At 73.4% G+C, this 24,357-nt stretch carries 21 protein-coding genes; 6 read left to right on the forward strand and 15 right to left on the reverse strand.

The features are described 5' to 3' along the window. Nucleotides 1-2: 2 nt before the first annotated feature. The 5 genes from ACIQZN_RS19050 to pdhA form a co-directional block, all read right to left on the reverse strand. The gene (locus tag ACIQZN_RS19050; protein ID WP_403995121.1) at nt 3-1,769 is read right to left on the reverse strand and encodes a molybdopterin-binding protein; all 1,767 of its coding nucleotides are present in this window, start codon (nt 1,767-1,769) and stop codon (nt 3-5) included. A 272-nt stretch (nt 1,770-2,041) separates the two neighbouring features. Continuing rightward, entirely contained in the window at nt 2,042-2,890 is an 849-nt protein-coding gene (locus ACIQZN_RS19055) for an NTP transferase domain-containing protein (protein ID WP_403994813.1), read from the reverse strand. A 42-nt stretch (nt 2,891-2,932) separates the two neighbouring features. Continuing rightward, on the reverse strand, nt 2,933-4,285 hold the full coding sequence (locus ACIQZN_RS19060) for a dihydrolipoamide acetyltransferase family protein (protein WP_403994816.1): 1,353 nt from the start codon (nt 4,283-4,285) through the stop codon (nt 2,933-2,935). Next, nucleotides 4,285-5,316 carry an alpha-ketoacid dehydrogenase subunit beta gene (locus ACIQZN_RS19065; protein ID WP_403994819.1) on the reverse strand — a complete coding sequence of 344 codons (1,032 nt, stop codon included), beginning with the start codon at nt 5,314-5,316 and terminating at the stop codon, nt 4,285-4,287. The genes ACIQZN_RS19060 and ACIQZN_RS19065 overlap by 1 nt, the downstream gene beginning before the upstream one ends. Beyond that, the gene (gene pdhA, locus ACIQZN_RS19070; protein ID WP_403994822.1) at nt 5,313-6,473 is read right to left on the reverse strand and encodes a pyruvate dehydrogenase (acetyl-transferring) E1 component subunit alpha; all 1,161 of its coding nucleotides are present in this window, start codon (nt 6,471-6,473) and stop codon (nt 5,313-5,315) included. The genes ACIQZN_RS19065 and pdhA overlap by 4 nt, the downstream gene beginning before the upstream one ends. Nucleotides 6,474-6,689: 216 nt before the next feature. Here pdhA and ACIQZN_RS19075 point away from each other — a divergent pair, with 216 nt between their 5' ends. Further along, nucleotides 6,690-7,196, forward strand: coding sequence for an Lrp/AsnC family transcriptional regulator (locus ACIQZN_RS19075; RefSeq protein WP_383165682.1), 507 nt, complete (start codon nt 6,690-6,692; stop codon nt 7,194-7,196). Between the two features lie 31 nt (nt 7,197-7,227). Here the strand turns inward: ACIQZN_RS19075 and ACIQZN_RS19080 are convergent, their stop codons facing one another. Beyond that, on the reverse strand, nt 7,228-7,830 hold the full coding sequence (locus tag ACIQZN_RS19080) for a TetR/AcrR family transcriptional regulator (protein WP_018101939.1): 603 nt from the start codon (nt 7,828-7,830) through the stop codon (nt 7,228-7,230). A 124-nt stretch (nt 7,831-7,954) separates the two neighbouring features. Between ACIQZN_RS19080 and paaN the strand changes: the two genes are divergently transcribed. Beyond that, nucleotides 7,955-9,655 carry a phenylacetic acid degradation protein PaaN gene (paaN, locus tag ACIQZN_RS19085; RefSeq protein WP_403994825.1) on the forward strand — a complete coding sequence of 567 codons (1,701 nt, stop codon included), beginning with the start codon at nt 7,955-7,957 and terminating at the stop codon, nt 9,653-9,655. A gap of 214 nt (nt 9,656-9,869) precedes the next feature. On the opposite strand, the gene ACIQZN_RS19090 is transcribed toward paaN, so the two are convergent. Continuing rightward, a complete protein-coding gene (locus ACIQZN_RS19090; protein WP_403994828.1) occupies nt 9,870-12,533 on the reverse strand; it encodes a beta-N-acetylglucosaminidase domain-containing protein in 2,664 nt (887 codons plus the stop codon). A 142-nt stretch (nt 12,534-12,675) separates the two neighbouring features. Continuing rightward, the gene (locus ACIQZN_RS19095) at nt 12,676-13,407 is read right to left on the reverse strand and encodes a PIG-L deacetylase family protein (protein ID WP_403994831.1); all 732 of its coding nucleotides are present in this window, start codon (nt 13,405-13,407) and stop codon (nt 12,676-12,678) included. A gap of 139 nt (nt 13,408-13,546) precedes the next feature. On the opposite strand from ACIQZN_RS19095, the gene ACIQZN_RS19100 reads away from it, so the two are divergent. Further along, nucleotides 13,547-14,119, forward strand: coding sequence for a rhodanese-like domain-containing protein (locus ACIQZN_RS19100; protein WP_403994834.1), 573 nt, complete (start codon nt 13,547-13,549; stop codon nt 14,117-14,119). 46 nt (nt 14,120-14,165) lie between these two features. Here ACIQZN_RS19100 and ACIQZN_RS19105 read toward each other — a convergent pair whose 3' ends face one another. Then, nucleotides 14,166-15,461: an alpha/beta fold hydrolase gene (locus ACIQZN_RS19105; protein ID WP_403994837.1), complete on the reverse strand. Its 1,296-nt coding sequence runs from the start codon at nt 15,459-15,461 to the stop codon at nt 14,166-14,168. Nucleotides 15,462-15,566: 105 nt separating this feature from the next. Between ACIQZN_RS19105 and ACIQZN_RS19110 the strand changes: the two genes are divergently transcribed. Continuing rightward, nucleotides 15,567-16,730 carry an ABC transporter ATP-binding protein gene (locus tag ACIQZN_RS19110; protein ID WP_403994840.1) on the forward strand — a complete coding sequence of 388 codons (1,164 nt, stop codon included), beginning with the start codon at nt 15,567-15,569 and terminating at the stop codon, nt 16,728-16,730. Nucleotides 16,731-16,748: 18 nt separating this feature from the next. Here the strand turns inward: ACIQZN_RS19110 and ACIQZN_RS19115 are convergent, their stop codons facing one another. The 6 genes from ACIQZN_RS19115 to ACIQZN_RS19140 form a co-directional block, all read right to left on the reverse strand. Next, a complete protein-coding gene (locus ACIQZN_RS19115; protein WP_403994843.1) occupies nt 16,749-17,897 on the reverse strand; it encodes a serine hydrolase domain-containing protein in 1,149 nt (382 codons plus the stop codon). An 81-nt stretch (nt 17,898-17,978) separates the two neighbouring features. Beyond that, nucleotides 17,979-18,932, reverse strand: a complete 954-nt coding sequence (locus ACIQZN_RS19120) for an ABC transporter substrate-binding protein (protein WP_403994846.1) — start codon at nt 18,930-18,932, stop codon at nt 17,979-17,981. After that, the gene (locus ACIQZN_RS19125; protein ID WP_403994849.1) at nt 18,929-19,615 is read right to left on the reverse strand and encodes an ABC transporter permease; all 687 of its coding nucleotides are present in this window, start codon (nt 19,613-19,615) and stop codon (nt 18,929-18,931) included. The genes ACIQZN_RS19120 and ACIQZN_RS19125 overlap by 4 nt, the downstream gene beginning before the upstream one ends. Further along, nucleotides 19,612-20,289 carry an ABC transporter permease gene (locus ACIQZN_RS19130; protein ID WP_403994852.1) on the reverse strand — a complete coding sequence of 226 codons (678 nt, stop codon included), beginning with the start codon at nt 20,287-20,289 and terminating at the stop codon, nt 19,612-19,614. The genes ACIQZN_RS19125 and ACIQZN_RS19130 overlap by 4 nt, the downstream gene beginning before the upstream one ends. Nucleotides 20,290-20,366: 77 nt before the next feature. After that, complete coding sequence (locus ACIQZN_RS19135) at nt 20,367-21,065, reverse strand: alpha/beta fold hydrolase (RefSeq protein ID WP_403994855.1); 699 nt, start codon at nt 21,063-21,065, stop codon at nt 20,367-20,369. Between the two features lie 35 nt (nt 21,066-21,100). Then, nucleotides 21,101-21,682: a PadR family transcriptional regulator gene (locus ACIQZN_RS19140; RefSeq protein ID WP_403994858.1), complete on the reverse strand. Its 582-nt coding sequence runs from the start codon at nt 21,680-21,682 to the stop codon at nt 21,101-21,103. 70 nt (nt 21,683-21,752) lie between these two features. Here ACIQZN_RS19140 and ACIQZN_RS19145 point away from each other — a divergent pair, with 70 nt between their 5' ends. Both ACIQZN_RS19145 and ACIQZN_RS19150 read left to right on the forward strand, forming a co-directional pair. Next, entirely contained in the window at nt 21,753-22,145 is a 393-nt protein-coding gene (locus tag ACIQZN_RS19145) for a nuclear transport factor 2 family protein (RefSeq protein WP_403994861.1), read from the forward strand. A gap of 74 nt (nt 22,146-22,219) precedes the next feature. After that, nucleotides 22,220-24,343 (forward strand): SpoIIE family protein phosphatase, encoded by a 2,124-nt coding sequence (locus tag ACIQZN_RS19150; protein WP_403994864.1) that lies wholly within the window; start codon nt 22,220-22,222, stop codon nt 24,341-24,343. Nucleotides 24,344-24,357: the final 14 nt, after the last annotated feature.

Genomic DNA, 24,357 nt, shown 5'->3' on the forward strand with positions numbered 1-24,357 from the left:
TTTCACGTGAAACACCCTTCAGTCCACGGCGTCGCCGAGGCCCACGGTAGATCGAGGATCTCCACCTCGGTGCCGGACCGTACCCCGCCCGGCTCCACGACGGCCAACCCGTCTGCGGCGGCGATCCCGCGCAGCATGGCGGGACCGTTGTAGTGCAGTGGTACGACGTGCTCTGCCCCGCCCGCGGTTCCGGGTTCTCCGGCCGCCGCCCGGTGGACCACGGGCACCAGCCGGGTGTCATGTGGGTGCCCGTGCACATCGTCGCGCACGGCCACCCGGTACGGGTCGTCGGGGGTGCGCCCGGCCAGTCCGCCGAGGAGCGGCCCGGCCAGGGTGAGCAGTCCGGAGACGGCGGCCAGGGGGTTGCCGGGCAGCCCGACGAGCCAGGGCCCGTCGGAGGGGAGCCGGGCCAGCAGCATCGGATGGCCGGGACGCACGGCGACCCCGTCGACCAGGAGCTCGGCCCCGATCCGGTCGAGGACGCGGTGGACGTGGTCGACGGGCCCGGCGGCGGTGCCACCGGTCGTGACGATCAGGTCGGCCTCGGAGCCGGTGAGCGCCTTCTCCAGAGCCTCCGCGTCGTCGCCGAGGCGCTGCGGTGGTGTGGCCTCGGCGCCCAGCGCGTGCAGCCAGGGCCCGATCATGGGGCCCAGCGCATCGCGGATCAGCCCGTCGTGCGGCAGCCCGGCGGTCAGCAGTTCGTCGCCCAGCACCAGGACGTCGACGCGCGGCCGGGCGCGGACGGGCAGCTCGTCGTACCCGGCGGCCGCCGCAAGACCGAGCACGGCGGGCGTGACGACCGTCCCGGCGGGGAGCAGGATCTCCCCCGACCGGCATTCCTGGCCGCGCGGCCGGATGTCCTGACCCTGGCTCACGGACCGCTGTGCGTACAACAGCCCCTTGGCCTCGTGCGCGTGCTCGCTGCGGATGACGGCGGTGACCTCGGCGGGGATACGGGCACCCGTGGCGATGCGCACGGCCTCCCCGTCCGGCAGCGGGGCGCGCGCGCCGTGCCCCGCGAGGATGCCGCCGCCGTCCCGGATGCGCCAGGGGCCCGGCCCCGCGACGGCCCACCCGTCCATGGCCGAGGTGTCAAAGGACGGCAGATCGGTGAGCGCGGCCAGCGGCTCCCCCAGGACCCGCCCCAACGCCGCCCCGAGCCCGAGCAGCTCGGTACGCACGGCACCCCGCTGCCCGGCCCGGGTGGCGACGGCCCGCGCCGCCCGCCAGGAGACCGCCTCGTGTTGAGGGGCGCCGGGCCGGCCCCCGGCGGAGGAGGCGTCGGGCCGACGGCTCGGCCCGCCTCCGGCGCGGGGGGCTTCGGACGGGGAGTCGTCCGGCCGGGCGGACGCGTCGGAGCCGTGACTCTCCGGCCGATCCGAGCGGCCGGGGCCGCTCAGCGGGGCGTCCGGCCGGGGGTCCGGCGCGGCGGCGGGGCGGTCGCCCGGACCAGCGGGACGGCGGGGGGCGCCGCCCGCATGGGCGGCGGGTACGCCGGGGCCGGGGCCTGTCGGCCGGTCGGCGGGGTCGGGGCCGGGGCCTGTCGGCGCGGCGGGGCGGTCGCCCGGCTCAGCGGGACGGCGGGGGGCGCCGCCCGCATGGGCGGCGGGCACGCCGGGGCCTGTCGGCCGGTCGGCGGGGTCGGCGCGGTCGGCGCGCTCACCGGGGGCCGGGGCATCCGACCAGTCGTCGTGGAGGCTGGTGAGCCAGTCGCCCGGCGAGGGGGAGTGGTCGCTCGGGGGCCCGGCGGGCCCATCGGACGGCGGCACGTCCTCCGCGTTGCGGGGCGACTGGTTCACGAGGGCCAGCGCCTGGGCGACGGCCCGCTCCTCGTCGGCCCGCGTCTCCGCCTCGGCGGCGGCGCGCGTCTCCGCGACGGCGCGCGGGCGGCCCTCGGCGCGCTGGCCGCCCCCGGCGCGACGCCCGTCCGCGGACGCCGCGTCGCCGCCGAGGTCGCCGGAGCCTTCCGGCGTCCCGGACCCCCCGGCCGCCTCGGAGCACCCGACACCGCCTCCCGGAGCAGCGGGTCCCCCGGACCCCGTCACGGTGTCTCGTTCTCGTCCGCCCACCGGAGCGCGAGCGCGGTCGCCTTGCGGGCGGCCTCCGCCACGGCCTCGGGCCCTCCGCCGTCGCCGCTCGCCTTCGCCGCCGCGTATCCGACGAGGAAGGTCGTCAGGGGCGCGGCGGGCCGGGCGACGCCATGGGCGGCGTCACGGGCGAGGTCGAGCAGGAGGCCGGTGTCGACGTCGAGGTCGATGCCGAGTTCTTCCTTGACTGTGGTGATCCATTCGTCCAGCACCGTCCCATGTTCTCTGATCCGGGCCCGGGCCGAAGCGATGTCCTCCCAGGTGTCGCAGTCGAACGAGGCGAGGGGGCCCGCCGCCACCCGGCACAGCGTCAGCTCCTGCGTGAGCAGCCGCAGCGGCAGCCCGCCCAGCCCTCCGTGCTCGGCGGCGAGACAGGCCAGTTCGCGACGGAGCGGCTCGCCCCGGTAGACGGCGACGAGCGGCTGGTCGCGCCCGCCCTCGTCGGAGCAGAGGGCGCCCTCGAAGCCGTCCCGCCCGGAGGCGGCCAGCAGGGCCGAGACCGTATCGGCGCCCAGGAACGGCAGATCGGCGGAGAGCACGAGCACCCGCTCCGCCGAGGTGTGCCTGACCCCGGCCCCCAGCGCGGCCAACGGGCCTCCGCCCGGAGGGGCTTCGCGCGCCCAGGTCACCGCACGCGCGGTGGGCCGCCGGTCCCCCACCACCACGGTGGTCCCGGCGTCGGGGCAGGCGGCGAGGACCCGGTCGAGGAGCGGACGGCCGCCCACCCGCACGGCGGGCTTGTCGGCACCGCCCAGCCGCTTGGCGGCCCCTCCGGCGAGAACGATGGCGTCGTACGCGGTCATGGACCGAGTATGCGGGGCCCGGGCACCCGGGCCCGCGCCGCCCTACACGCTCCGCAGCAGCAGCGCCGGCTGCTCCACGCAGTCCGCCACGTACCGCAGGAAGCCCCCGGCGGTGCCGCCGTCGCAGACCCGGTGATCGAAGGTCAGCGAGAGCTGGACGACCTGGCGCACGGCGAGTTGGCCCTCGTACACCCACGGCTTGGGGACGATCCGGCCGACGCCCAGCATCGCGGCCTCGGGGTGATTGATGATCGGCGTCGAGCCGTCCACCCCGAAGACTCCGTAGTTGTTGAGCGTGAACGTGCCGCCGGTCAGCTCGGCCGGGGTCAGCGTGCCCGTTCTGGCCGCCTCGGTCAGCCGGGCGATCTCGGCGCCGATCGACTCCGTGGTGCGGGCATGGGCGTCCCGTACGACGGGCACGACCAGGTCCCGGTCGGTCTGCGCGGCGAACCCGAGGTGGACCTGCGGCAGCCGGACGATCTCGCGCGCCTCCTGGTCCACCGTGGAGTTCAGCTCCGGGTGGCGGGCCAGGGCCGCCGTGCAGATGCGGGCGAGGAGGGCGAGCACCGACACCTTGGGCGCACCGGCCCCGGCGGCGCCGTTCATCGCCGCGCGCGCGGCCATCAGCTCGGTCGCATCGGCGTCGACCCAGCAGGTGGCGTCGGGGATCTCCCGCCGGCTGCGGGCCAGCTTGTCGGCGACCGCTCCCCGTACACCGCGCAGCGCGACCCGCTCCCCGGCGGGCGCGGAGGAAGCGGCGGGCTCCGGGGCGGGCGCCTCGGCGGCCGACCGGATCGCGGACTCGACATCGGCGCGCAGGATCAGCCCGTCGGGCCCCGACCCGGCGAGCCGGCGGAGATCCAGATCGTGCTGCCGCGCGAGCCTGCGGACCAGCGGGGACACCACAGCGACCGGCCCGGACGCGAGGTCGGCGACGGGGGCAGGGGCCTGGGCAGGTGCCGGGGCCGCAGCCTGGACGGACACAACGGGCACGGCGACGGCCGCCTTCAGCCCCTCCGGCCGGACCCGCCGGCGCCGCACCGGCGGCGCCCCGGTCCCGTACCCCACCAGCACGTTCCCGGACCCGGAATCCGTGCCTGAGTCCGTACCGGAGTCCGCGTCCGCGCCGCCCCCGGTGCCTTCCACGGGCGATCCCACGGCCACGGTCAGCAGCGGCGCGCCCACCGGAAGCTCGGTGCCCTCCTCGCCGAAGCGGGCGGTCACCACACCCCCGTACGGGCAGGGCACCTCCACCATCGCCTTGGCCGTCTCGACCTCGACCACCGGCTGGTCGATGGCGACGACGTCCCCGACCTCCACCAGCCAGCGCACGATCTCGGCCTCGGTCAGGCCCTCGCCGAGATCCGGGAGCTTGAACTCAAGAACCTGAGGCATCAGTTGTCCGCCTCCCACTGGAGCCGCGCCACGGCGTCGAGGACCCGGTCCACACCGGGAAGGTGGTGCCGCTCCTGCATCGGCGGCGGATACGGGATGTCGAACCCGGCGACCCGCAGCACCGGCGCCTCCAGGTGGTGGAAGCACTGCTCGGTGATCCGGGCCGCGATCTCGCCGCCGGGGCCGCCGAAGCCGGTGGACTCGTGGACGACGACCGCGCGCCCGGTGCGGCGGACGGAGGCGGCGACGGTCTCGTCGTCGAACGGCACCAGCGAGCGCAGATCGACCACTTCGAGGTCCCAGCCCTCGTCGACCGCCGCCTGCGCGGCCTCCATGCAGACCGGCAGGGACGGCCCGTACGTGATCAGCGTGGCGCTGCGACCGGGGCGGCGCACGACGGCCCGGCCGATGGGCTCCACGGCGGTGGGGTGCTCCGGCGACCAGTCCGCCTTCGACCAGTACAGCCGCTTCGGCTCCAGGAAGACCACCGGGTCGTCCGAGGCGATCGAGGCCCGCAGCAGCCCGTAAGCGTCCTCGACGGTGGCAGGGGTGACGACATGGAGACCGGGGGTCGCCATGTAGTACGCCTCCGAGGAGTCGCTGTGGTGCTCGACGCCCCCGATGCCACCGCCGTACGGCACCCGCACGGTGATCGGGAGCGGCATCGCGCCCCCGGTCCGGTTCCGCATCTTGGCGACATGGCTGATGAGCTGCTCGAACGCCGGATACGCGAACGCGTCGAACTGCATCTCGACCACAGGCCGCAGCCCGTACATCGCCATCCCGACCGCCGCCCCGAGGATGCCCGCCTCGGCGAGCGGGGTGTCCGTGCAGCGCTCGTCGCCGAACTCCTTCGCCAGGCCGTCCGTGATCCGGAAGACCCCGCCGAGCGTCCCGACGTCCTCCCCGAGGACGTGCACCGTGGGGTCCTCGGCCATCGAGTCGCGCAGCGCGCGCCCCAGCGCCTGCGCCATGGTGGCGGGCTTGGCCTTCGCCGTCCGTTCGCCGGCCGTCACCGCTGCCGTGGTCATCGCGCCGCTCCCCCATCCGTGCCGTGCTGGTCGTTCTCCGCGGCCAGCTCCTGGCGCAGCCGGGCCGCCTGCTCCCGCAACTGCGCCGTCTGCTCCGCGTACACATGGGTGAAGAGGTCCATCGGGTCGAGCTCCGGGTCCGCGTTCATCCGCTCCCGCAGCGCCGCCGCCATTCGCTCGGCGGCCGCCCGTGCCTCTTCCACCCCCTCCTCGTCGAGCAGGCCGCGCCCGGTCAGCTCGCGCTCCAGGAGCTGGACGGGGTCGTGGTCCCGCCACGCCTCGACCTCGCTGTCGCCGCGGTAGCGGGTCGCGTCATCGGCGTTCGTATGGGCGTCCATGCGGTACGTGACCGCCTCGACCAGCGTCGGACCGCCGCCGCTCCTGGCCCGGGCGACCGCCTCGGAGAGCACCTGGTGCACCGCCGCCGCGTCGTTCCCGTCGACCAGTCGGCCGGGCATGCCGTACCCCACGGCCTTGTGGGCCAGGGACGGCGCCGCCGTCTGCTTGGCCAGCGGTACGGAGATGGCGAAGCCGTTGTTCTGCACGAGGAAGACCACCGGGGCCTTCCAGACCGCCGCGAAGTTCAGCGCCTCGTGGAAATCGCCCTCGCTGGTGCCGCCGTCGCCGACCATCGCCAGCGCGACCACGTCGTCGCCCTTCAGCCGCGCCGCGTGGGCCAGGCCCACGGCATGCGGCAACTGGGTGGCGAGCGGGGTGCAGAGCGGGGCGATGCGGTGCGTACGCGGGTCGTAGCCGGTGTGCCGGTCACCCCGCAGCAGCGTCAGCGCCTCGACCGGATCGAGGCCCCGGGCCACCGCCGCGAGCGTGTCGCGGTAGCTGGGAAAGAGCCAGTCCCGCTCCTCCAGGACCAGGGCGGCCGCGATCTCGCACGCCTCCTGGCCCGTGCTCGACGGATAGACCGCCAGCCTGCCCTGCTTCGTCAGGGCCGTCGCCTGGGCGTTGTACCGCCGCCCGCGCACCAGCTCCGCGTAGAGCCGCAGCAGCAGCTCGGGATCGGCGTCGGCCACCGCGTCCGTACCGAGGACCCGGTACGGCTCCGGGTCCGGGAGCAGCGGCGCGGGATCGGTCAGCGGCTTCCAGGCCGGGGGCGGCGTGGGCCGGTAGGCGGCAGCACCGGGCAGCTCTTGGACCGTCATGACAGGCACCTCCGAGCATCGAGGGGTGTCGACATATGGTGATATATCGAAAACAGCGTGAAGCACAGGTGTGGCGTGCCTCACCTACCGATTGTTCGGTCGCGAGCGCATTTTGGCTACAGGCACCGCCAGCCTGTGGACAAACGGTTTTCCACAGCCTGGGATAGGGGCAGGTCGTCCAGGACGGGGAGGCGCGGGAACATGCCAGCTGAACAAATGGCCGACGGGGCCGAGGGGCCGGGCCAGGTTCCACCGGCACGCCCGCTCGATTCCATCGACCACGCCATCCTGCGACTGCTCCAGACGGACGGACGCGCCTCGATACGGTCGGTGGCCGACCGCGTCCATGTATCGCGCGCGAACGCGTACGCCCGGATCAACCGGCTCATCGAGGACGGCGTGATCCGGGGCTTCGGCGCACGGGTGAACCACGAGCGGGCGGGGCAGGGCGCCTCCGCGTACATCACGCTCAAGATCGTCCAGAACTCCTGGCGGACGGTCCGCGAACAGCTCCAGGCACTGCCGGGGGCCACCCATATCGCACTGGTCAGCGGCGACTTCGACGTCCTGCTCCTGGTGCACACGCCGGACAACCGGACGCTGCGCGAGCTGGTGCTGACCCGTATTCAAGCCATTCCGGAAGTACTGTCCACGCGCACGCTGCTGGTGTTCGAGGAAACAGACCTGGACCCGGGCCCGGACCGCCCCACAGAGCTCGCCTGAGCGGATACGGGCAGGTCGGCCTATGCGGTGGTCAACGGCGGTCCGGACCGGCCTTCATGCCGTCCAAGGCCAGCCGCACCACCGTGTCGGCGAGGCGTTCCCCGTCCGCGCCGCCGTCGGGCAGCGGGCGGTACCACTCCACGAGCGAGTTGACCATCCCGAACAGCAGCCGCGTCGCAAGCCGTATGTCCACGTCGGAACGGAGATCGCCGTCCGCGACGGCCGCCTTCAGCAGTTCGGCGACCCGCTGGTCGAACTCGCGCCGCCGCTCCAGGGCCCAGCGCTCGGTCTTCGTGTTGCCCCGGACCCGCAGCAGCAGCGTGACGTAGGGGAGTTCGGCTATCAGTACCTCGACGGTACGGCGCGTGACGTACTCGACCCGCTCGATCGCGCGGCCCCGCGTCGCCCCCGGCTCGTCGAGGATCCCGAACAGCCCGTCGAGAGCCCGGCTGACCGCGCGGCGCAGCAGCTCCTCCTTGCCCGCGACGTGGTGGTAGATGGACGACTTGGAGATTCCGGCCGCCTTGGACAGGTGCTCCATGGAGGTGCCGTCGTAGCCGCGCTCGTTGAACACACGGACGGCGACGGTCAGCAGAGTCTCCGGTGTGTACGTGTCCCGCTTGGCCGTGGTCATGTCCGCGATCCTCCCCTACGAGTTGTCCACAGGTTTCGTGGGCCCCCTTGTCCCGACCGATCGTTCGGTTACTCTAACTCTGTCCGCCCGTCCCTGCCCAGCTCGATGAGGAGTTGGTCCGCCCATGGCCGCCGAGCTCTCCCCGCACCTGCTGTCCGAGAAGCACCGCCCCACGCTGGACCGGGCCCTCGAAGCGATCCGCACGCGTGACTACTGGTCCCCGCACCCCGAGCACCCGAAGGCGTACGGAGAGGGCGGCGCTCCGGGAAGCCTCGGCGCCGCCGAGGGCAAGGCCGCCTTCGACGCCGTGCTGCGCGGCCGCCTCGACCTCGGCCAGCCGGGCACCGACGGCTGGACGGGCGGGGAGGTCTCTCCGTACGGCCCCGAGCTCGGCGTCGAGTACCCGCACGCGGATCTGGACGTGCTGCTTCCGGCGATGCGTGCGGGCATGCCGGCCTGGCGCGAGGCGGGCCCGGAGACCAGGACCCTGGCCTGTGTGGAGATCCTGGCGCGGATCAGCGCCCGCACCCATGAGTTCGCCCACGCCGTGATGCACACCAGCGGCCAGGCGTTCATGATGGCGTTCCAGGCCGGCGGCCCGCACGCCCAGGACCGTGGCCTGGAAGCCGTCGCCTACGCCTACGAGGAGCAGCTCCGCGCGCCCCGGACGGCCGACTGGTCGAAGCCGCAGGGCAAGCGCGATCCGCTCGCGCTGCACAAGACGTTCATCCCGGCGGGCCGCGGCATCTCGCTGCTGATCGGCTGCAACACCTTCCCCACGTGGAACGGCTACCCGGGCCTCTTCGCCTCCCTCGCCACGGGCAACCCGGTCCTGGTCAAGCCCCATCCGCGCGCGGTGCTTCCGCTGGCCCTGACGGTCCAGGTGGCGCGCGAGGTGCTCGCGGAGGCCGGTTTCGACCCCAATCTCGTCGCCCTGGCCGTCGAGCGCCCCGGCGAGGGCATCGCCAAGACGCTGGCGGTCCGCCCCGAGATCAAGATCATCGACTACACGGGCTCCACGGAGTTCGGCGACTGGCTGGAGGCCAACGCCCGCCAGGCCCAGGTCTACACGGAGAAGGCCGGCGTCAACACGGTCGTCGTGGACTCCACGGACGACTACCGCGGCATGCTCGCCAACCTCGCGTTCTCGTTCTCCCTGTACAGCGGCCAGATGTGCACCACCCCGCAGAACGTGCTCATCCCCCGCTCCGGCATCACCACGGACGCCGGTGACAAGTCGTACGACGACGTGGTCGGCGACATCGCCGCCGCCGTCACCGGCCTCCTGGGCGACGACGCACGGGCGAACGGCCTGCTGGGTGCCCTGGTCAGCCCGGATGTGAAGGCCCGCCTGGAGTCGGCGACCCACCTGGGCGAGGTCGCGCTCCCGTCCCGCGAGGTGACCAACCCGGACTTCCCGGACGCCACCGTCCGCACCCCCGTGATCGTCAAGCTCGACGCCGCCAAGACGGACGGCGAGGCCCCCTACCTCTCGGAGTGCTTCGGCCCGGTCTCCTTCGCGGTCGCGGTCGACTCGACGACGGACGCCCTGGGGCTACTGCGCCGCACGATCCGCGAGAAGGGCGCGATGACGGTGGGCGCGTACACCACGTCCCCGGAGGTGGAGCGCGCGGTGGAGGACGTCTGCCTGGACGAGTCCGCCCAGCTCTCCCTGAACCTCACCGGCGGCGTGTACGTCAACCAGACGGCAGCGTTCTCCGACTACCACGGCTCAGGCGGCAACCCCGCGGCCAACGCAGCCCTCTGCGACGGCGCCTTCGTCTCCAACCGCTTCCGCACGATCGAGGTCCGCCGCCAGAACTGAGACCGCACGAAACCCACAGCGCATCCCACCCTCGCCTGCGTACATTCCAGCCCCGCCGGCGTTTGAGGCGCGGGGTCCGGGGCGGAGCCCCGGTTTCGGGAAGGGGCGGGTAGGGGAAAAGGCCCGCCGCAGGCGCCTGCCCCCCCCCCCCCGCCCCCCCCCCCCCCCGGCCCCCCCCCCCCCCCCCCCCCCCCCCCACGACCGTACGCGAGGGCTACTCGCCCACCACCACCTCGGCGACCTGCGGCGCGGCCGAACCGGCCTTCCAGGCCAGCCGCACCGCGTCGGCGGTGCGTCCGGCGGTGTCGATGGCGGTGTACGCGCCGTGCAGCGCGCCCACGGTGTGCCAGCTGCCGTCCGCCGTACGCAGCTGGACGTCGGCGGCGGCCTCGGAGCCGGAGGGCCGCAGCACCGTCACCGAGCCGACCGGCCGCGCGGCGACGAGGTCCACCTCCAGCGACTCGCCCTTCGCGGCCGCCCGCGCGCCCCGGTACACGGTGCCCGGGTCTCCGTCGGCGGCCGCGCGGAGCGAGGAGCCGGTGGCGGCGGGCGGGTTGCCGGTGACCGCGCCGTCCGTGGTCGTGACCTGGAATTCCCGGACCACGACCCAGCTGCTCTGCCCGGCGGTGGCCCGGGCCCGCACATAGCGCGCCTTCGTCCCGGCGGGCGGGTCCGCCGTCACGTCGGGCTTCCCGGAGAAGTCCGCGAGCTTCTGCCAGCTCTTGCCGTCCGCCGAGTACTCCAGGACTCCTTCGTGGAGGTAGTCGTCGGTGCTGCCCGGCTTGGCCATGGCGAGCGCGATGGGGCCGATGGCCCGGGACTCGCCGAGGTCGACGGTCAGCTGGTCCCCGACCGCGGGCGCCCCGTCGCTCCAGAAGTACGTGGAGTCGTCGCCGTCGAGCATCCGGGCGGCGGTGTTGCTCTGGTACGTGCCCAGGCTGGTCGAGGCCGTGGGCCTGCCGCTCACGCCGAGCAGCCGGTCGTACTCGGCGGTGGCGGCGTCGGTGAACCCGTCCAGCTGCCCGTCGCCGACCAGCGCCGGCACCTTGCGCCCGTCGAGCCCGGTGTACGTGAACGAGGCGGCGCGCTCCACCTGTGCGGGCAGCCGCTGCCGGAGCTCCCACGCCTGGGCGCCCTTTCCGGCGCGGGCGGCCTCGACCATGCGCAGGGCGGTGCGTGCGGCGGTGGCCCAGGACTCGGTGGCGTCCAGCCAGGGGCCGGAGTCCGCGATGAAGCCCCGGTCCGGGAGAGCGGCGCGCAGCCGGGCGGGGGCCGCGCCCAGCGAGGCCAGGACGGCGTCGAGCCGCCTCGCGTCCCCGGACTCCCAGTAGCGGGCGAAGGCGGCGGACAGCTCGGGTGCCTTCGCGGTGTTGAGCGCGGAGCTGTAGTTGACGTCCGCGAAGGCCCGCAGCGCCTTCGCGGTCCGGGCGTCGCCGCCCGCGTACTCCTCGATGCCCTTGCCCCAGGACTCGCGCGGGTCGTAGGCGGCGTCGTTCCAGGAGTAGTCCGCGACGGTGTACAGCGAGAGCTTCGACGCGTACGGCTGGATCATCGGGTTGGCGGTGATACCGGCGAGCCGCCCGGGCAGCCCCTTCTCGCGGCCGTTGAAGGGGCCGAGCAGCAGCCGGTCGGTGGCGTAGTCGTTGACCGGGTAGTTGTCCCAGGTCAGGATCGGGTGTCCGAACACCTTCCGGGCGGCGTCCGCCTGAGCGACCGTCATGGTCGGCGCGACGACCCCGACACCGGTCCACTCGACCAGCACATCGGGGTCGAGCTGTTCGGAGAGGGCCGTCTTGTACGCCGACGGGCTGACGTTGTAGTACTCGGTGGGGACCATCTGGAGCGGCTGGGCCCCGGGGTGGGTGGCGATGAACTCCTGGTTGACCCGGTTGAGCAGGTGGGCCTGGGCGGCGCCCGCCGCGCCGCCGCCGGTCCCCCACTTCGCCTTGTCGGCGTCGCAGTTCCAGTCGGTGTAGCTGATGTCGTCCAGCGGGACCGCGAAGGTGCGGACGCCGATGTCCCACATCGTCCGGAACTTGTCGACGAGCGCCTTCACGTCCGCGTCGGAGCTGTAGCACACCGAGAGGCCGGGCGAGAGGGCGTAGGTGAACTCGACGTGCCGCAGGGCCGCCCGGTCGGCGAGGTCCTTGATCTGCGCCAGCCGGTCGGCGGGGTAGGGCTCTCGCCACTTGGCCCGGAGATAGTCGTCGTCCTTGGGCGAGTACACGTAGATGTTCATCTTGTGCTCGCCGTAGTAGTCGAGCTGGTCGAGGCGGGCCTCGTGCGACCAGGGGGTGCCGTAGAAGCCCTCGATGACCCCGCGCAACGCGGTGCCGGGCCAGTCGCGCACGGCGAGTCCGGCGACCTGGCCGCCCGGGTGTCCCCGGTGCGGCAGGACCTGGCGCAGGGTCTGCGCGGCGTAGTAGGTGCCGGTGGCGTCCTTGCCGGCGAGGACGATCCGGCCGGCGCCGATCCCGAGGACGTAGCCCTCGGCGGGCAGTTCGGCGGGCCCGTCGAGCTTCTGCGCGGCGAGCGCGGCGGTGTCACCCGCGTACACGGTGAGCCTGCCGGGGACGGGGCGCCGCGCGCGGACGACGTGCTGGGCGCCCGCCTTGCGCAGGGCCGTCTCCACCACGTCGAGCGTGGGTGCGTCGGCGGTCCCGCCGGCGATCAGGGTGACGGTGGGGGTGAGGGTCACCCGGTCGGGGCGGGGCTCGGCGGACTGGGGGGTGGGGGTGATCGTGGGTGTGTCCCGGGCCTTGGCCGGTGCGGGTGGGGCATCTGCTGCCCGGGCGGACGGTCCGGCGGCCAGCATGCCGCCTGCGAGCAGGGCAGCGGCGGCGGTGAGAGCGGTGATGCGGGGCGGGCGAGGCGTCACAGATCCTCCATTGGTCACTCAAGACACCAAAGTCGCGCAACACAACGGGACCGAATGCAACATCCTGGCGCTTACATGTCAATGGTCTGGACAACATTAATCCGCTGACCTGCGGCTTCATGGCCGACCGACCCTTGCGTGACTACCGGGCGAAGAGCTCGAAGGGGACCGCCGGACGCCCGCCGAAGCGCTCGGAGGCGGCCTCGGCGTTGCCGGTGAGGAAGGTGCGGCAGTAGGTCTCGGGGTCCTCGTCCGTGAGGACTTCGATGTAGGTGCGGTGGGCCAGAAGGGACTGCACGGACCGCTCCAGACCGGCGGTCGCGTCCACCGCGTGAGTGGGCGTGGACGATCCCGCCACGGCCACCCAGCGCACCCCGTCCCACGGTTCGAGGCCCTGCGCCCCCAGCTCCGGGAAGATCCAGCGGTTGCCCGCGTCCGCCGCCGCGTCGAGCGTGGCGCGGCCGACGGCGCGGTGGTCCGGCGTGTTCCACGCGACACCGCCCCAGGTGTCACGGTGGTTGAGCGTGATCACCAACTCCGGGCGGTACCGCCGCATGGCCGCCGCGATGTCCCGGCGGAGCGGGATGCCGTACTCGATCACCCCGTCGCGGTGGTCCAGGAACTCGACCCGGGAGACCCCGACGGCCGCCGCGCTCGCACGCTGCTCCCGCTCGCGCAACGGCGCGCACTTCTCCGGTTCGAGGGTGTCGATACCGGCCTCGCCCCTGGTCGCGAGCAGATACGTGACCTCGCGTCCGGCGTCGGTCCAGCCGGCCACCGCGGCCGCGCAGCCGTACTCCAGGTCGTCGGGATGTGCGACCACGGCGAGCGCGCGCCGCCAGTCCTCGGGCATGGGCTTCAGCTGCTCGGTCATATCCGCAGGCTAACGGGCAAGGCGACGGTGAGACCCGTGACACGGCGGACTGCGATACCCAGGGGGGTATCCTTGGCCGTCCGGGGCAGGAGAGAGCGAGACCTGTCCCGTACCCCGGTGAACGAAAGGAACACAGCTCGTGACCAGCCCCGTATCCCTCTCCCCCGCCCAGGCGGCCGCCCGCCTCACGGAGTTCACCGTGATCGACGTACGCGCACCCGGCGAGTACGCGGCGGGGCACGTGCCGGGGGCGCTGAACATACCGCTCGACCGGCTCGACGAGGCGCTGCCCGCGCTCAAGTCCGCGTCCGCCCGGGGCGCGCTGCTCATGGTCTGCGCCTCGGGCAACCGCTCCACGCGCGCCTGCGACCTCCTCTCGGCGGCCGACATCCAGGCGGCGACGCTCACCGGCGGCACCTCCGCCTGGGCGAGCGAAGGCCACGGCCTGGAGCGTCCGGAGGGCGCGCGGGCCACCTGGCCGATGGAGCGCCAGGTCCGGCTGGCGGCCGGCTCGCTCGTGGTGGCCGGGCTGCTGGCGGGCGTCAGGTACCCGGCCGCGCGCTGGCTGTCCGCCGGTGTCGGCTCCGGTCTCGTCTTCTCCGCCGTCACCGACACCTGCGGGATGGCAGCGGCCCTGTCGAAGCTCCCGCACAACCGCGCGCCGCGCTCGGCGCCGGACCTGAACGCGACGCTGGACGCCCTCCAGGGCTGAGCCGTCGCGGGGCCGGTCCCGTACGGCCGGCCCCGGACAGTGTGCGTCAGGCCTCGTCGCGGACCAGCGCGAGCAGCCGGTCCAGGACGCGGGGCCCGCCCGCGCGCAGTCCGTCGTGCTCGAACTCGTCAGTCACCCAGGTGCGCAGCCCCCGGATCGCGGCGGCGGTGCGCAGCGCGTGGGCGGTGTCCACGTACATGTCGTCGTGGTAGACGGCGGCGGCCACCGGGACCTCGTTGGCGGCCAGGCGCTCGGAGTCGTACAGCGGCTCCCAGTCGCTGCGGGCGGCCAAGAGCGCGGCCGTCTCGCGCAGCGGGCGCAGTGCGGGGTCCACCTCGAAGTGCCAGGGGTGGATGGACTCGCCCGTGAACAGGACCGGCCCGTCACCCGCGAGGGCCGTCGCGGCGTCGAAGCGAGGGAACTCGGCGCGGACCCGCTCGGCCGCCCAGTCCGTGGGGCGCCCGCCCTGGCCGTAGATGGCCTCGTGCATGAGGGCGTACAGGGGGTGTCCGGCGAAGGAGGTCGCCGTGCGCATGGCCTCCTGGAAGGTGTCGGAGAGCTCGGTGCCGTGCGGGGTGCGGACGAAGGCGTTCTCCAGGAGGTAGTGCAGCTGGTGGCTGCCGCTGCCGCCGCCGAGCATGATGCCGAGGGACTGGAAGCTCTCGGGCGTCAGCCGGTGCCCGGCGCTCTCGGGGCGGTGCTCCGCGAGGTGAGCGGTGATCTCCCGGGCGCGTTCGACGTCCTGCGGGTAGCGGGCGTAGTGCGCGGCGACCTTCCGCTCGATACGGGGATACGCGGCCCGGTAGACGTCGTCCGCGTGGGCGTCGAGGGAGGGCAGGCCGCCGGTGATCAGGACGGTGTTCAGTCCTTCGGGGGCGGACGAGAGGTAGCGGACGGCGCAGAAGCCGCCGAAGGACTGGCCGAGTACGGTCCAGGGCGCGCCGCCGGTCAGCTGCGGGCGGATGAACTCGCAGTCGCGCACGATGTTGTCCGCGCGGAAGTGCGCGAGGTAGTCGGCCTGCTCGCGCGGCCCGCCCCGCAGCGGCAGGGTCTGCCGGTTGGCCGGCGTCGACAGGCCGGTGCCGCGCTGGTCGAGCAGGAGCACCCGGAATTCCCGCACCGCGCGCCCGAGCCATGCCTCCGCGCCGGTGAAGCGCCGGGCGCCGAAGCCGGGACCGCCCTCCAGATACAGCAGCCAGGGCAGCTCCTGGCCGGCCCTGGACGCGGCCACGATCTCCCGGCCGAAGACCTCGATCTGCTCACCGCCGGGGTCGGCGTGGTCGAGCGGGACGGTGAAGCGGTGGTCGGTGAGGACGAGGCCGGGCTGCCGGTAGCTGTTCAAGGGTGCTCCTGGATCGGACGGTTCCCGGACAGTTCAGCACACCGGTGTGCCCCGGACGGTCGCGGCCCGTGTGCGGCCGGGGCGGCGGGCTCCTACCGTGCTCTCATGATCCGGTTCGAACAGGTCGGCAAGGTCTATCCGGACGGCACGGCCGCGGTCGACGCCCTTTCCTTCGAGGTCGCCGAGGGAGAACTGGTCACCCTGGTGGGCCCTTCGGGCTGCGGCAAGACGACCACGATGATGATGGTGAACCGGCTGATCGAACCGACCTCGGGCCGCATCCTGGTGGACGGCCGGGACATCATGAAGACCGACCCGGTGAAGCTGCGGCGGGGCATCGGCTACGTCATCCAGCAGGTGGGGCTCTTCCCGCACCGGACGGTCCTCGACAACACGGCGACCGTGCCGGCGCTCGTCGGCTGGAAGCGGTCCCGGGCCCGGGAGCGGGCGGCCGAGCTGCTGGATCTGGTGGGGCTCGACCCGTCGGTGTACGGCTCCCGCTATCCCGCGCAGCTCTCCGGCGGCCAGCGCCAGCGCGTCGGCGTGGCGCGGGCCCTCGCCGCCGACCCGCCGGTGCTCCTGATGGACGAGCCGTTCGGCGCGGTGGACCCCGTGGTGCGCGAGCGGCTGCAGAACGAATTCCTGAAGCTCCAGTCGAGGGTGAGGAAGACGGTTCTGATGGTCACCCACGACATCGAGGAGGCCGTCCGGATGGGTGACCGGATCGCGGTGTACGGGCAGGGGCGCATCGAGCAGTTCGACACGCCGGGCGCGGTGCTCGGCTCGCCCGCGACCCCGTATGTGGCGGAGTTCGTCGGCGCGGACCGGGGGCTGAAGCGGCTGTCGGTCACGGCGATCGAACCGGACGACCTGGAGCAGCCGCCGCTGGCCCGCCTCGACGAACCGGCGGGGGCGGCGGCGGCCCGGCTGGCCGCGGCCGGTGCGCGCTGGGCGGTCGTGCTGAACGAGGCGGGCGAGCTGCACGGCTGGGTGTCGGCGGACGCGCTGCGGATCGCCGGGGACGAGGGCACGGTGGGTGAGCTGGCCCGCCGGATGGACGCGTGGGTGCCGGTGGGCGCGCCGCTGAAGCGGGCGTTCAGCGAGATGCTTCAGCGGGACGCGGGGTGGATCGCGGTGCTGGACGGGGCCCGGTTCCTCGGGGTGCTGACTCCGGCGAAGCTCCATGAGGCCCTGCGGCGTTCGGTGGACGCGGACGCGCAGGGCGTGGGGCGCGACGAGGTGCGGTTCGACTCGGTGGCGGACGCCTGAGGGGCGCGCCGGTGCGGGTCAGGCGTCCGCCGCGTACTGCCAGAAGTCGCGCATCAGCGCCGGCGGGGTGGGGCCGGTCATCTCCACCTGGCTGAGCATGATCGCGGCCGTGCCGGTGGCCGGGACGATGTGTGCCGTGGTGCCGGTGCCGCCGACCCAGCCGTAGCGCCCCGGCACGTTGTACGGGGCGGTCCTGTCGACGTCCACCGCGCCGCCGAAACCCCAGCCCTGGCCCTCGGTGAACAGCCCGCTGGCCTCGCGCTGAGCGGGGGTCAGGTGGTCCGTCGTCATCTGTCGCACGGACGCGGGTGACAGGAGGCGCCGGCCCTCCACCGTGCCCTCACCGAGCAGCATGCGGGCGAAGGTGTGCAGGTCGTCCACGGTGGAGACCAGGCCACCGGCTCCGGACGGGAAGTCCGGCATGCTGCTCCACTGCCCGGCCGGGGTGTCGACCAGCACCAGCCCGCCGTCCGCGCCCGGCCGGTACAGGGCGGTGAAGCGGCCGCGCTTGTCGGCGGGGACCGTGAAGCCGGTGTCGCTCATGCCGAGCGGTCCGAAGATCCGCTCGGCGAGGAACTCCGGCAGCGGCTGCCCGGCGACCCGGGCGATGAGCACGCCGAGGATGTCGGAGCAGGTGTTGTACAGCCACTCCCGGCCCGGCTGGGCGAGCAGCGGGATGCGCGAGAGCGTGTCCATCCAGGCGTCCGGGGGCGCGACATCGCGCGGCAGCGGCGAGCCCTGCTTCAGCTCGCTGAACAGGAGGCGGGCGGCGGGCAGTGAGAAGTCGGACGGGAAGCCGTACCCCGCGCGCGAGGTCATGAGGTCGAGCAGGGTGAGGGGGCGTGACGCCGGGACGACGTCGTCCGGTGGGCCGTCCGGGGCGCGGACGACGACGGGTGCCGCCAGCTCGGGCAGCCAGGGCGCGACCGGGTCCTCCAGCGCGATCCGCCCGTCCTCGACCAGGATCATGGCCGCGGCGGCGACGACCGGTTTGGTGACCGAGGCGATCCTGAAGACCGCGTCCCGGGTCATCGGCCTGCCGTCGTCCGTACCGGCACTCCCCACGGCCGCCACCTCCACGCGGCCGCCGCGCGCCACCAGGCCCACGGCGCCGGGGACCGATCCGTCGTGGACGTACTTCTCGAGAACTTCGCGCAGGGTGCTCATCGCTCCGCCTTGTCCGGGGGTATCGAAGGGTTGACCGGTGCGGCGGCCCGGACTCATCGGTCCGCGCGCCGCAGTGCGGGCTCATCCCTTCTCGCCGGGGATGAGGTGCTCGGAGCGCAGATAGGCGCGGGCCACGTCCTCGGGGAGCCGGCGCCAGCTGTCGACCTGTTCGTTGAGCCGGGCCAGGTCCGCGGTGGTCAGTACGGTGTTCAGCTTGCCCAGGGCCTTGCGCACCCCGGCGCCGCCGGCGCGGGCCCGGTTGACGACGGGGACGAGGTAGTCGGCGTTCTGGAGGTGCTTGTCGTCGGCGAGGAGGACGAGCCCGAAGTCGTCCAGGGTGGCGTCGGTGGTGGTGGTCAGCACCATCTGGTCGCGGCCGCTCTGCACGGCCTGCTTGGCCTGCGTGGTGCCGACGCCCTTGGGGTCGACGGCGGTGATGTCGATGCCGTACGTCTTCTTCAGGCCGGGCGCGCAGTACGGGCGCTGGACGCACTCGTCGCCGGCCGCGAGGCGTACGGGCAGTCCCGAGCGGCCGAGGTCGCTCAGGGTCTTCAGGTGGTGCTTGCGGGCGTAGGCGGCGGTGACCGCGAACGCGTTCTGGTCGACGGCCCGGCCGGGGTCGAGGACGGTGAGCCCGCGCGGTGCGGCCAGGGCGCGCAGGGCCTTCATCGTGGCGGCGAGGTCCGGTGAGCCGACGGGGGCGGCGTCGGCGCCGTGCTCCTTGGCGTTGAGCCAGTCGGCGAAGGTGGCCGCGTATTCGGGGACGACGTCGATCTGGCCGTTCTCCAGGGCGGGTTCGTAGATCTCCCGGTTGGTGACCGAGATGATCTTGGTGGAGTATCCGGCGCGGTCCAGCAGCAGGGCGTACATCTGGGCGAGCAGGTCGCTCTCGGTGAATCCCGCGGAGCCGATGGTCAGGTGCTTGCTGTCGCCGGGCGGGGCGGTGACCGCGCCCTGGTTCTCCAGGGCCGGTCCGCTGGTGCAGGCGGTGGCCGCCAGCAGCAGGAGCGCGGCGAGCGGGCGGGCGGCCCTCATGCGGTCTCCTCCGCCACGCGCAGCCCGAACCGGCGCGGCGCGAACCGCTGGGCCGCCTCGAAGACCCCCTCCACGACCAGGGCGAACGCCGCGACCAGGACCGCTCCGGCGACCACCTGCGGGGTGGAGGCGAGGTTGAACCCGGCGGTGATGATGCGGCCCAGCCCTCCGCCGCCCGCGAGCGCCGCGATGGTGGCCGTGGCGACGAGTTGCACGGCGGCGATGCGCACCCCGGTGAGGATGAGGGGCAGGGCGAGCGGGACCTCGACCTGGAGGAGCAGTTGGCGGCCCGTCATACCCATGCCCCGGGCGGCTCGGACGACGTCCCGGTCGACCTCGCGCATGCCGACGTACGCGTTGGTGAGCAGCGGGGGCACGGCGAACAGGACGAGTGCCACGACGGTCGGGCCCTCGCCCCAGCGGCCGACCGGGGTGAGCAGGAGCAGGACCAGCACGGCGAAGGTGGGCACGGCGCGCCCCACGTTGGAGATGTTGACGGCGAGCGCGCCGCCCCGGCCGAGGTGGCCGAGGAGCAGGGCGACGGGCAGCGCGATGAGGCAGCTGATCAGCAGGCAGACGGCGGTGAGGTAGAGGTGCTGGCCGAGCCGGGCCCAGATGCCGTCCTGGCCCTGCCAGTGCGCGGAGGTGGTGAGCCAGGACCAGGCGTCCGTCAGGGTGTTCACGACCGGCTCCTCGTCCACGGGGTGAGCAGGCGTTGCAGCAGCAGGAGGAGCAGGTCGGCGGCGACGGCGATGACGACGCACAGGACGGACGCGGTGAGCACCTGGGCCTTGAAGTACGTGTTCATCCCGGCGTAGATGAGGTTGCCCAGCCCGCCGTAGCCGACGATCGCGCCGATGGTGACCAGGGAGACCGCGGAGACGGTGGCGATGCGCAGCCCGGCCATCGCGGCGGGCAGGGCGAGCGGGAGTTCGACGGCGACGAGCAGCCGTACGGGGCCGTAGCCCATGCCCCGCGCCGCCTGCCGGGTCTCCTCGGGGACGGCGCGCAGCCCGGCGAGTACGTTGCGCACGAGCAGGGTCAGCGAGTAGAGGACGAGGCCCGCGACGACGAGCGAGGCGGAGAGTCCGTACACCGGCAGCAGCAGGGAGAACATGGCGAGCGACGGGATGGTGTAGAGGATCGTCGTCACGCCGAGGACGGGTCCGGCGGCCCAGTGCCAGCGCCGTGCGGCGAGGGCGAGCGGCAGGGCGAGGGCGAGGCCGATGAGCACGGAGACCGCGGTCAGCTGGATGTGTTGCAGCGCCGCTTCCCAGAGGATGTGGCGGCGGCTGCTCAGATAGGCGCCGCAGACCCACTCGTTGCGCGCGAGGCAGTCGTCGGGGGGCGCGGTCACCCGTCCATTGCAGCCCGTACGGCGCGGGGGCGCGCGCCCGGATCGGCCGATCGGGCCGCCGCGCCCCCGTTCGACCGTCAGGAGGCGGCGGCCTTGTCGAGGATCGCGGCCAGTTCGTCGGGGCGGGAGATCATCGGCCAGTGGCCGGTGTCCATCGTGACCAGCTCCCACCGCTCGCTCGTCAGCAGGCGGGCCGCGTCCTCGCTGGGTTCGGGACCGTCGAGGAGGCACTTGATGTAGGTCGCCGGCAGCTCGCCGAGCGGGCGGTCCAGCACGGCGGGGTCGCTCAGGGCGGCGCCCGGGTGCGGCGTCGCGCCGGCCAGGAAGCGCGCGATCTGTTCGTCGGTCATGTCCTGGCCCTCGAACTCGGCGGCCTCCGGGAGGGCCCAAAGGCCGCCGTTCGCGTCGAGCTGCGCCTGGAGCGCGTCCGGCCCCTGCCACCACGCGGAGACGAACGACTCGCCGTCGGTGGGCACGCCGGCGTCCACGAAGACGACACGGGTCAGCCGGTCGCCCAGGCGCGCGGCGGCCTGGCCCACGGGAATGCCCGAGTAGCTGTGGCCGACGAGGACGACGTCGCGCAGACCGAGCCGCTCCACCTCCTCGACGATGTCGTTCACATGGGTCTGCCGGCCGACCGGCCGTTCCCGCTTCTCACCGAGTCCGGACAGGGTCACCGGATGGACACCGTGCCCGGCCGCGCGCAGGCCCGACGCCACGTCGTCCCACACCGATCCGTTCAGCCAGGCGCCCGCCACCAACACGAATTCAGTCATGCCGGGGACCCTAACCGAGGGGTCCGACAACGACCTCAGACCGCGTCGGCGCCCATCGCCCGTGCCGGGGAACGGAGTTCCAGGATCTCCAGGACGCGCCCGCCCCAGCGCAGGTTCTCCTCCTCGAAGGACCGCCCGCGCATCAGGGTCAGATAGGGGCCGACGCGGTCGGTCTCCGCGAGAAAAGCCGCCTCGTCCCGGCCGTCGAGCAGGCGCAGGCGCAGCCGTTCGTAGCGGGCGAGTTTGGCGCGCGCCCACTCCATGCGCTCCTCGACCGAAGCCCGTACCGCCTCGGTGTCGCCGACGTCCACGGCCTGGATCATCACGAGCAGTTCGTCCCGGATGGCCGTGGGCCGGGGCGCCTCGGCGGTGAACGCGCCGAGCGCGTCGCGGCCGGCCGGTGTCAGCGTGAAAAGGCGCTTGTTCGGCCGGCGCTCCTGCTCGACCACGCGCGCCTCGATCAGGCCGTGCTCGGCGAGCCGGTCCAGTTCCCGGTAGAGCTGCTGGGGGGTGGCCGACCAGAAGTTCGCCACCGAGACGTCGAAGACCTTCGCCAGGTCGTACCCGGACGCCTCGCCTTCGAGCAGGGCTGCCAGGACCGCGTACTTGAGGGACATCTGGACACGCTAGCACCCATGTGATTAATGTCGTTCGCACCTATTCAACAAATTGACTATGGAGGTCGGGATGCTCGCTTTCCGCAAGGCGGTCGAGGCGCACGATCTGGCGGCGGTCGAGGCCGCGCTGGCCGATGACGTCGTCTTCACCAGCCCGGTGGCGTTCAAGCCCTACCCGGGGAAGCCGGTCACGGCCGCGATCCTGCGGGCCGTCTCGGAGGTGTTCGGGGACTTCCGCTACGTACGGGAGATGGCGAGCCCGGACGGGCGCGACCACGCGCTCGTCTTCACCGCGAAGGTCGGTGACCGGGAGATCACCGGCTGCGACTTCCTGCATCTGAACGAAGAGGGCCTGATCGACGACCTCATGGTGATGGTCCGCCCCCTGTCGGCCGCGCAGGCGCTGGCCGCGGAGATGGGGGCGCGGTTCGAGCGGATCAGCCGGGAGGCGGCGGCGGGCTGACCGGCGCGGGGAAGCACGCCGGGGCGGCCGGTATCGCGGTGTCGCATGCGCAACGTGGGCGTATCGTCACTTTTATGGGCAATCGCGGTCACGCGACGGATTCGGCGGAGTCCCGTCTCGACGCGGTGGTGGAGCGCGCCATGCGGGACACGGGCGCCACCGTCGCGCTCCTCTACGTGCTGCCGCCCGGGACCTCGATCCTGCGGCTGGCCGTACTCGCCGGGGTCCCGTCCGAGATCGCCGACCCCTGGGTAAGGGTTCCGCTGTCCGCGCCGCTGCCGGTGTCGGACGCGCTGAAGGACCGAGGGCTCGTCTGGCTCGGCAGCCAGGAGGAACTGGCCCGGAGGTATCCACGACCCGCGCTCGTCCTGCCGTACAACTTCTCGCTGGCCGCCTCCCCCGTCTTCGCCGGTGCCGAGAGCCTCGGCGGTCTTGTCCTGCTGTGGCCGAGCTCGCACCCCGAGCAACTGACTGAGCAAGAACGGGCGACGGTGCGCGGCATCTGCGACGACGCGGCCCGGGCGCTGGTCCGGGCCCGCGAGCGGGGGCATCCGATCACCGCCGACCACGGGCTGTGGGTGATCCCTCCGGTCGCCGCCGCGCCTGCCGCCCCCGTCGAAGCGGTCGCTGCGGCGGACTTCGTCGCACGGCTGCCGGGCGGCTTCTGCACCCTGGACACAAGCGGCCGTATCACCCACATCAACGAGGCCGGAGCCGATCTGGTAGGGGCGCGCGCCGAGGAACTGAGGGGGACTGTTCCCTGGGAGTCGCTGCGCTGGCTCGCCGACCCGCACTCCGAGGACCGGTACCGGGGAGCCCTGGTCAGCCGGGAACCGGCGTCTTTCGTTGCTCTGCGGCCACCGGATCACTGGATCTCGTTCAGCCTGTATCCCGACGCCTCCGGCATCAGCGTGTACATCACGCCGGTTGACAGGGGAGCGCCACCCGCAAGGATCGCCGGCCACGCCCCGCCCTTCACCCCGGGCAGGGCATTCGCCCTCTACCACCTGATGCACCTCGCCGCGACGCTCACGGAGGCCGTGGGCATCCAGGACGTGGTCGAGCTGATCGCCGAACAGCTGGTGCCCGCCTTCCGCATCCAGGCGCTCGCCGTGCTGACCGTGGCGGAGGGCCGGCTGCGCATCGAGGGGCACCGGGGCTTCGGCGACGAGCTGATGGAGTGCTTCGAGGGCGCGCCCCTGACGTCCGACGCCCCCGTGGCGCAGGTGCTGAGCACCGGCGTGCCCGCCTTCTACCGGACCTTCGACGAGTTCCGGCGCGCCTTCCGGCCCGCGTCCCTCCAGGAGGGCCTGGCCGCGTGGGCCTTCCTGCCGCTGTTCGCCTCCGGGCGCCCGGTCGGCACGCTGGTGTTCGGTTACGACCGGACGCGCCCCTTCGAACCGGAGGAACGGGCCCTGCTCACCTCGATCGCCGGGCTCATCGCCCAGGCTCTGGACCGGGCCCGCCTGTACGACACCAAGGAGCAGCTGGCCCACAGTCTCCAGGCCCATCTGCTCCCCCACACGCTGCCCCGGATCGGCGGGCTCGACGTGGCCGCCCGCTATCTGCCCGCCACCCGGGGCATGGGCATCGGCGGCGACTTCTACGACGTCATCCCGCTCGACTCCACCACCGCGGCCGCCGCCATCGGCGACGTGCAGGGCCACAATGTGACGGCCGCCGCCCTGATGGGGCAGGTGCGCACGGCGGTGCACGCCTCGGCCGGCGCACCGCCCGCCGAGGTACTGGCGCGCACCAACCGGCTGCTGGCCGACCTCGACGCGGACCTGTTCACCAGCTGCCTCTACGTCCATCTGGACCTGGCGGGCCACCGCGCCCTGCTGGCCACCGCCGGCCACCCGCCGCCGCTGCTGCGCCACCCCGGCGGGGAGACGGAGGTGCTGCGGCTGCCGCCCGGGCTGCTGCTCGGCGTCGACCGGGACGCCCGGTACCCGACGACCGAGATCCCGCTGCCGCCGGGCGCCGCGCTCGCGCTGTACACGGACGGGCTCGTGGAGGTCCCGGGCATCGATATCGACCGGTCGACGGCGGCGCTCGCCGAGCAGTTCGGCCTGAACACCGGCCGCCCGATGGAGGCCGTCGCCGACAGCCTCGTCCGGTACGCGAAGGACGCCACCCCGGGCAGCGACGACATCGCGCTGCTCCTCATCGAGGCGCTGAGGGACGAGGGCGGCTGAGGCGGGGCTGCGGG

Source organism: Streptomyces sp. NPDC097595 (assembly GCF_044761525.1).
GTDB classification, from domain to species: Bacteria; Actinomycetota; Actinomycetes; order Streptomycetales; family Streptomycetaceae; genus Streptomyces; species Streptomyces drozdowiczii_A.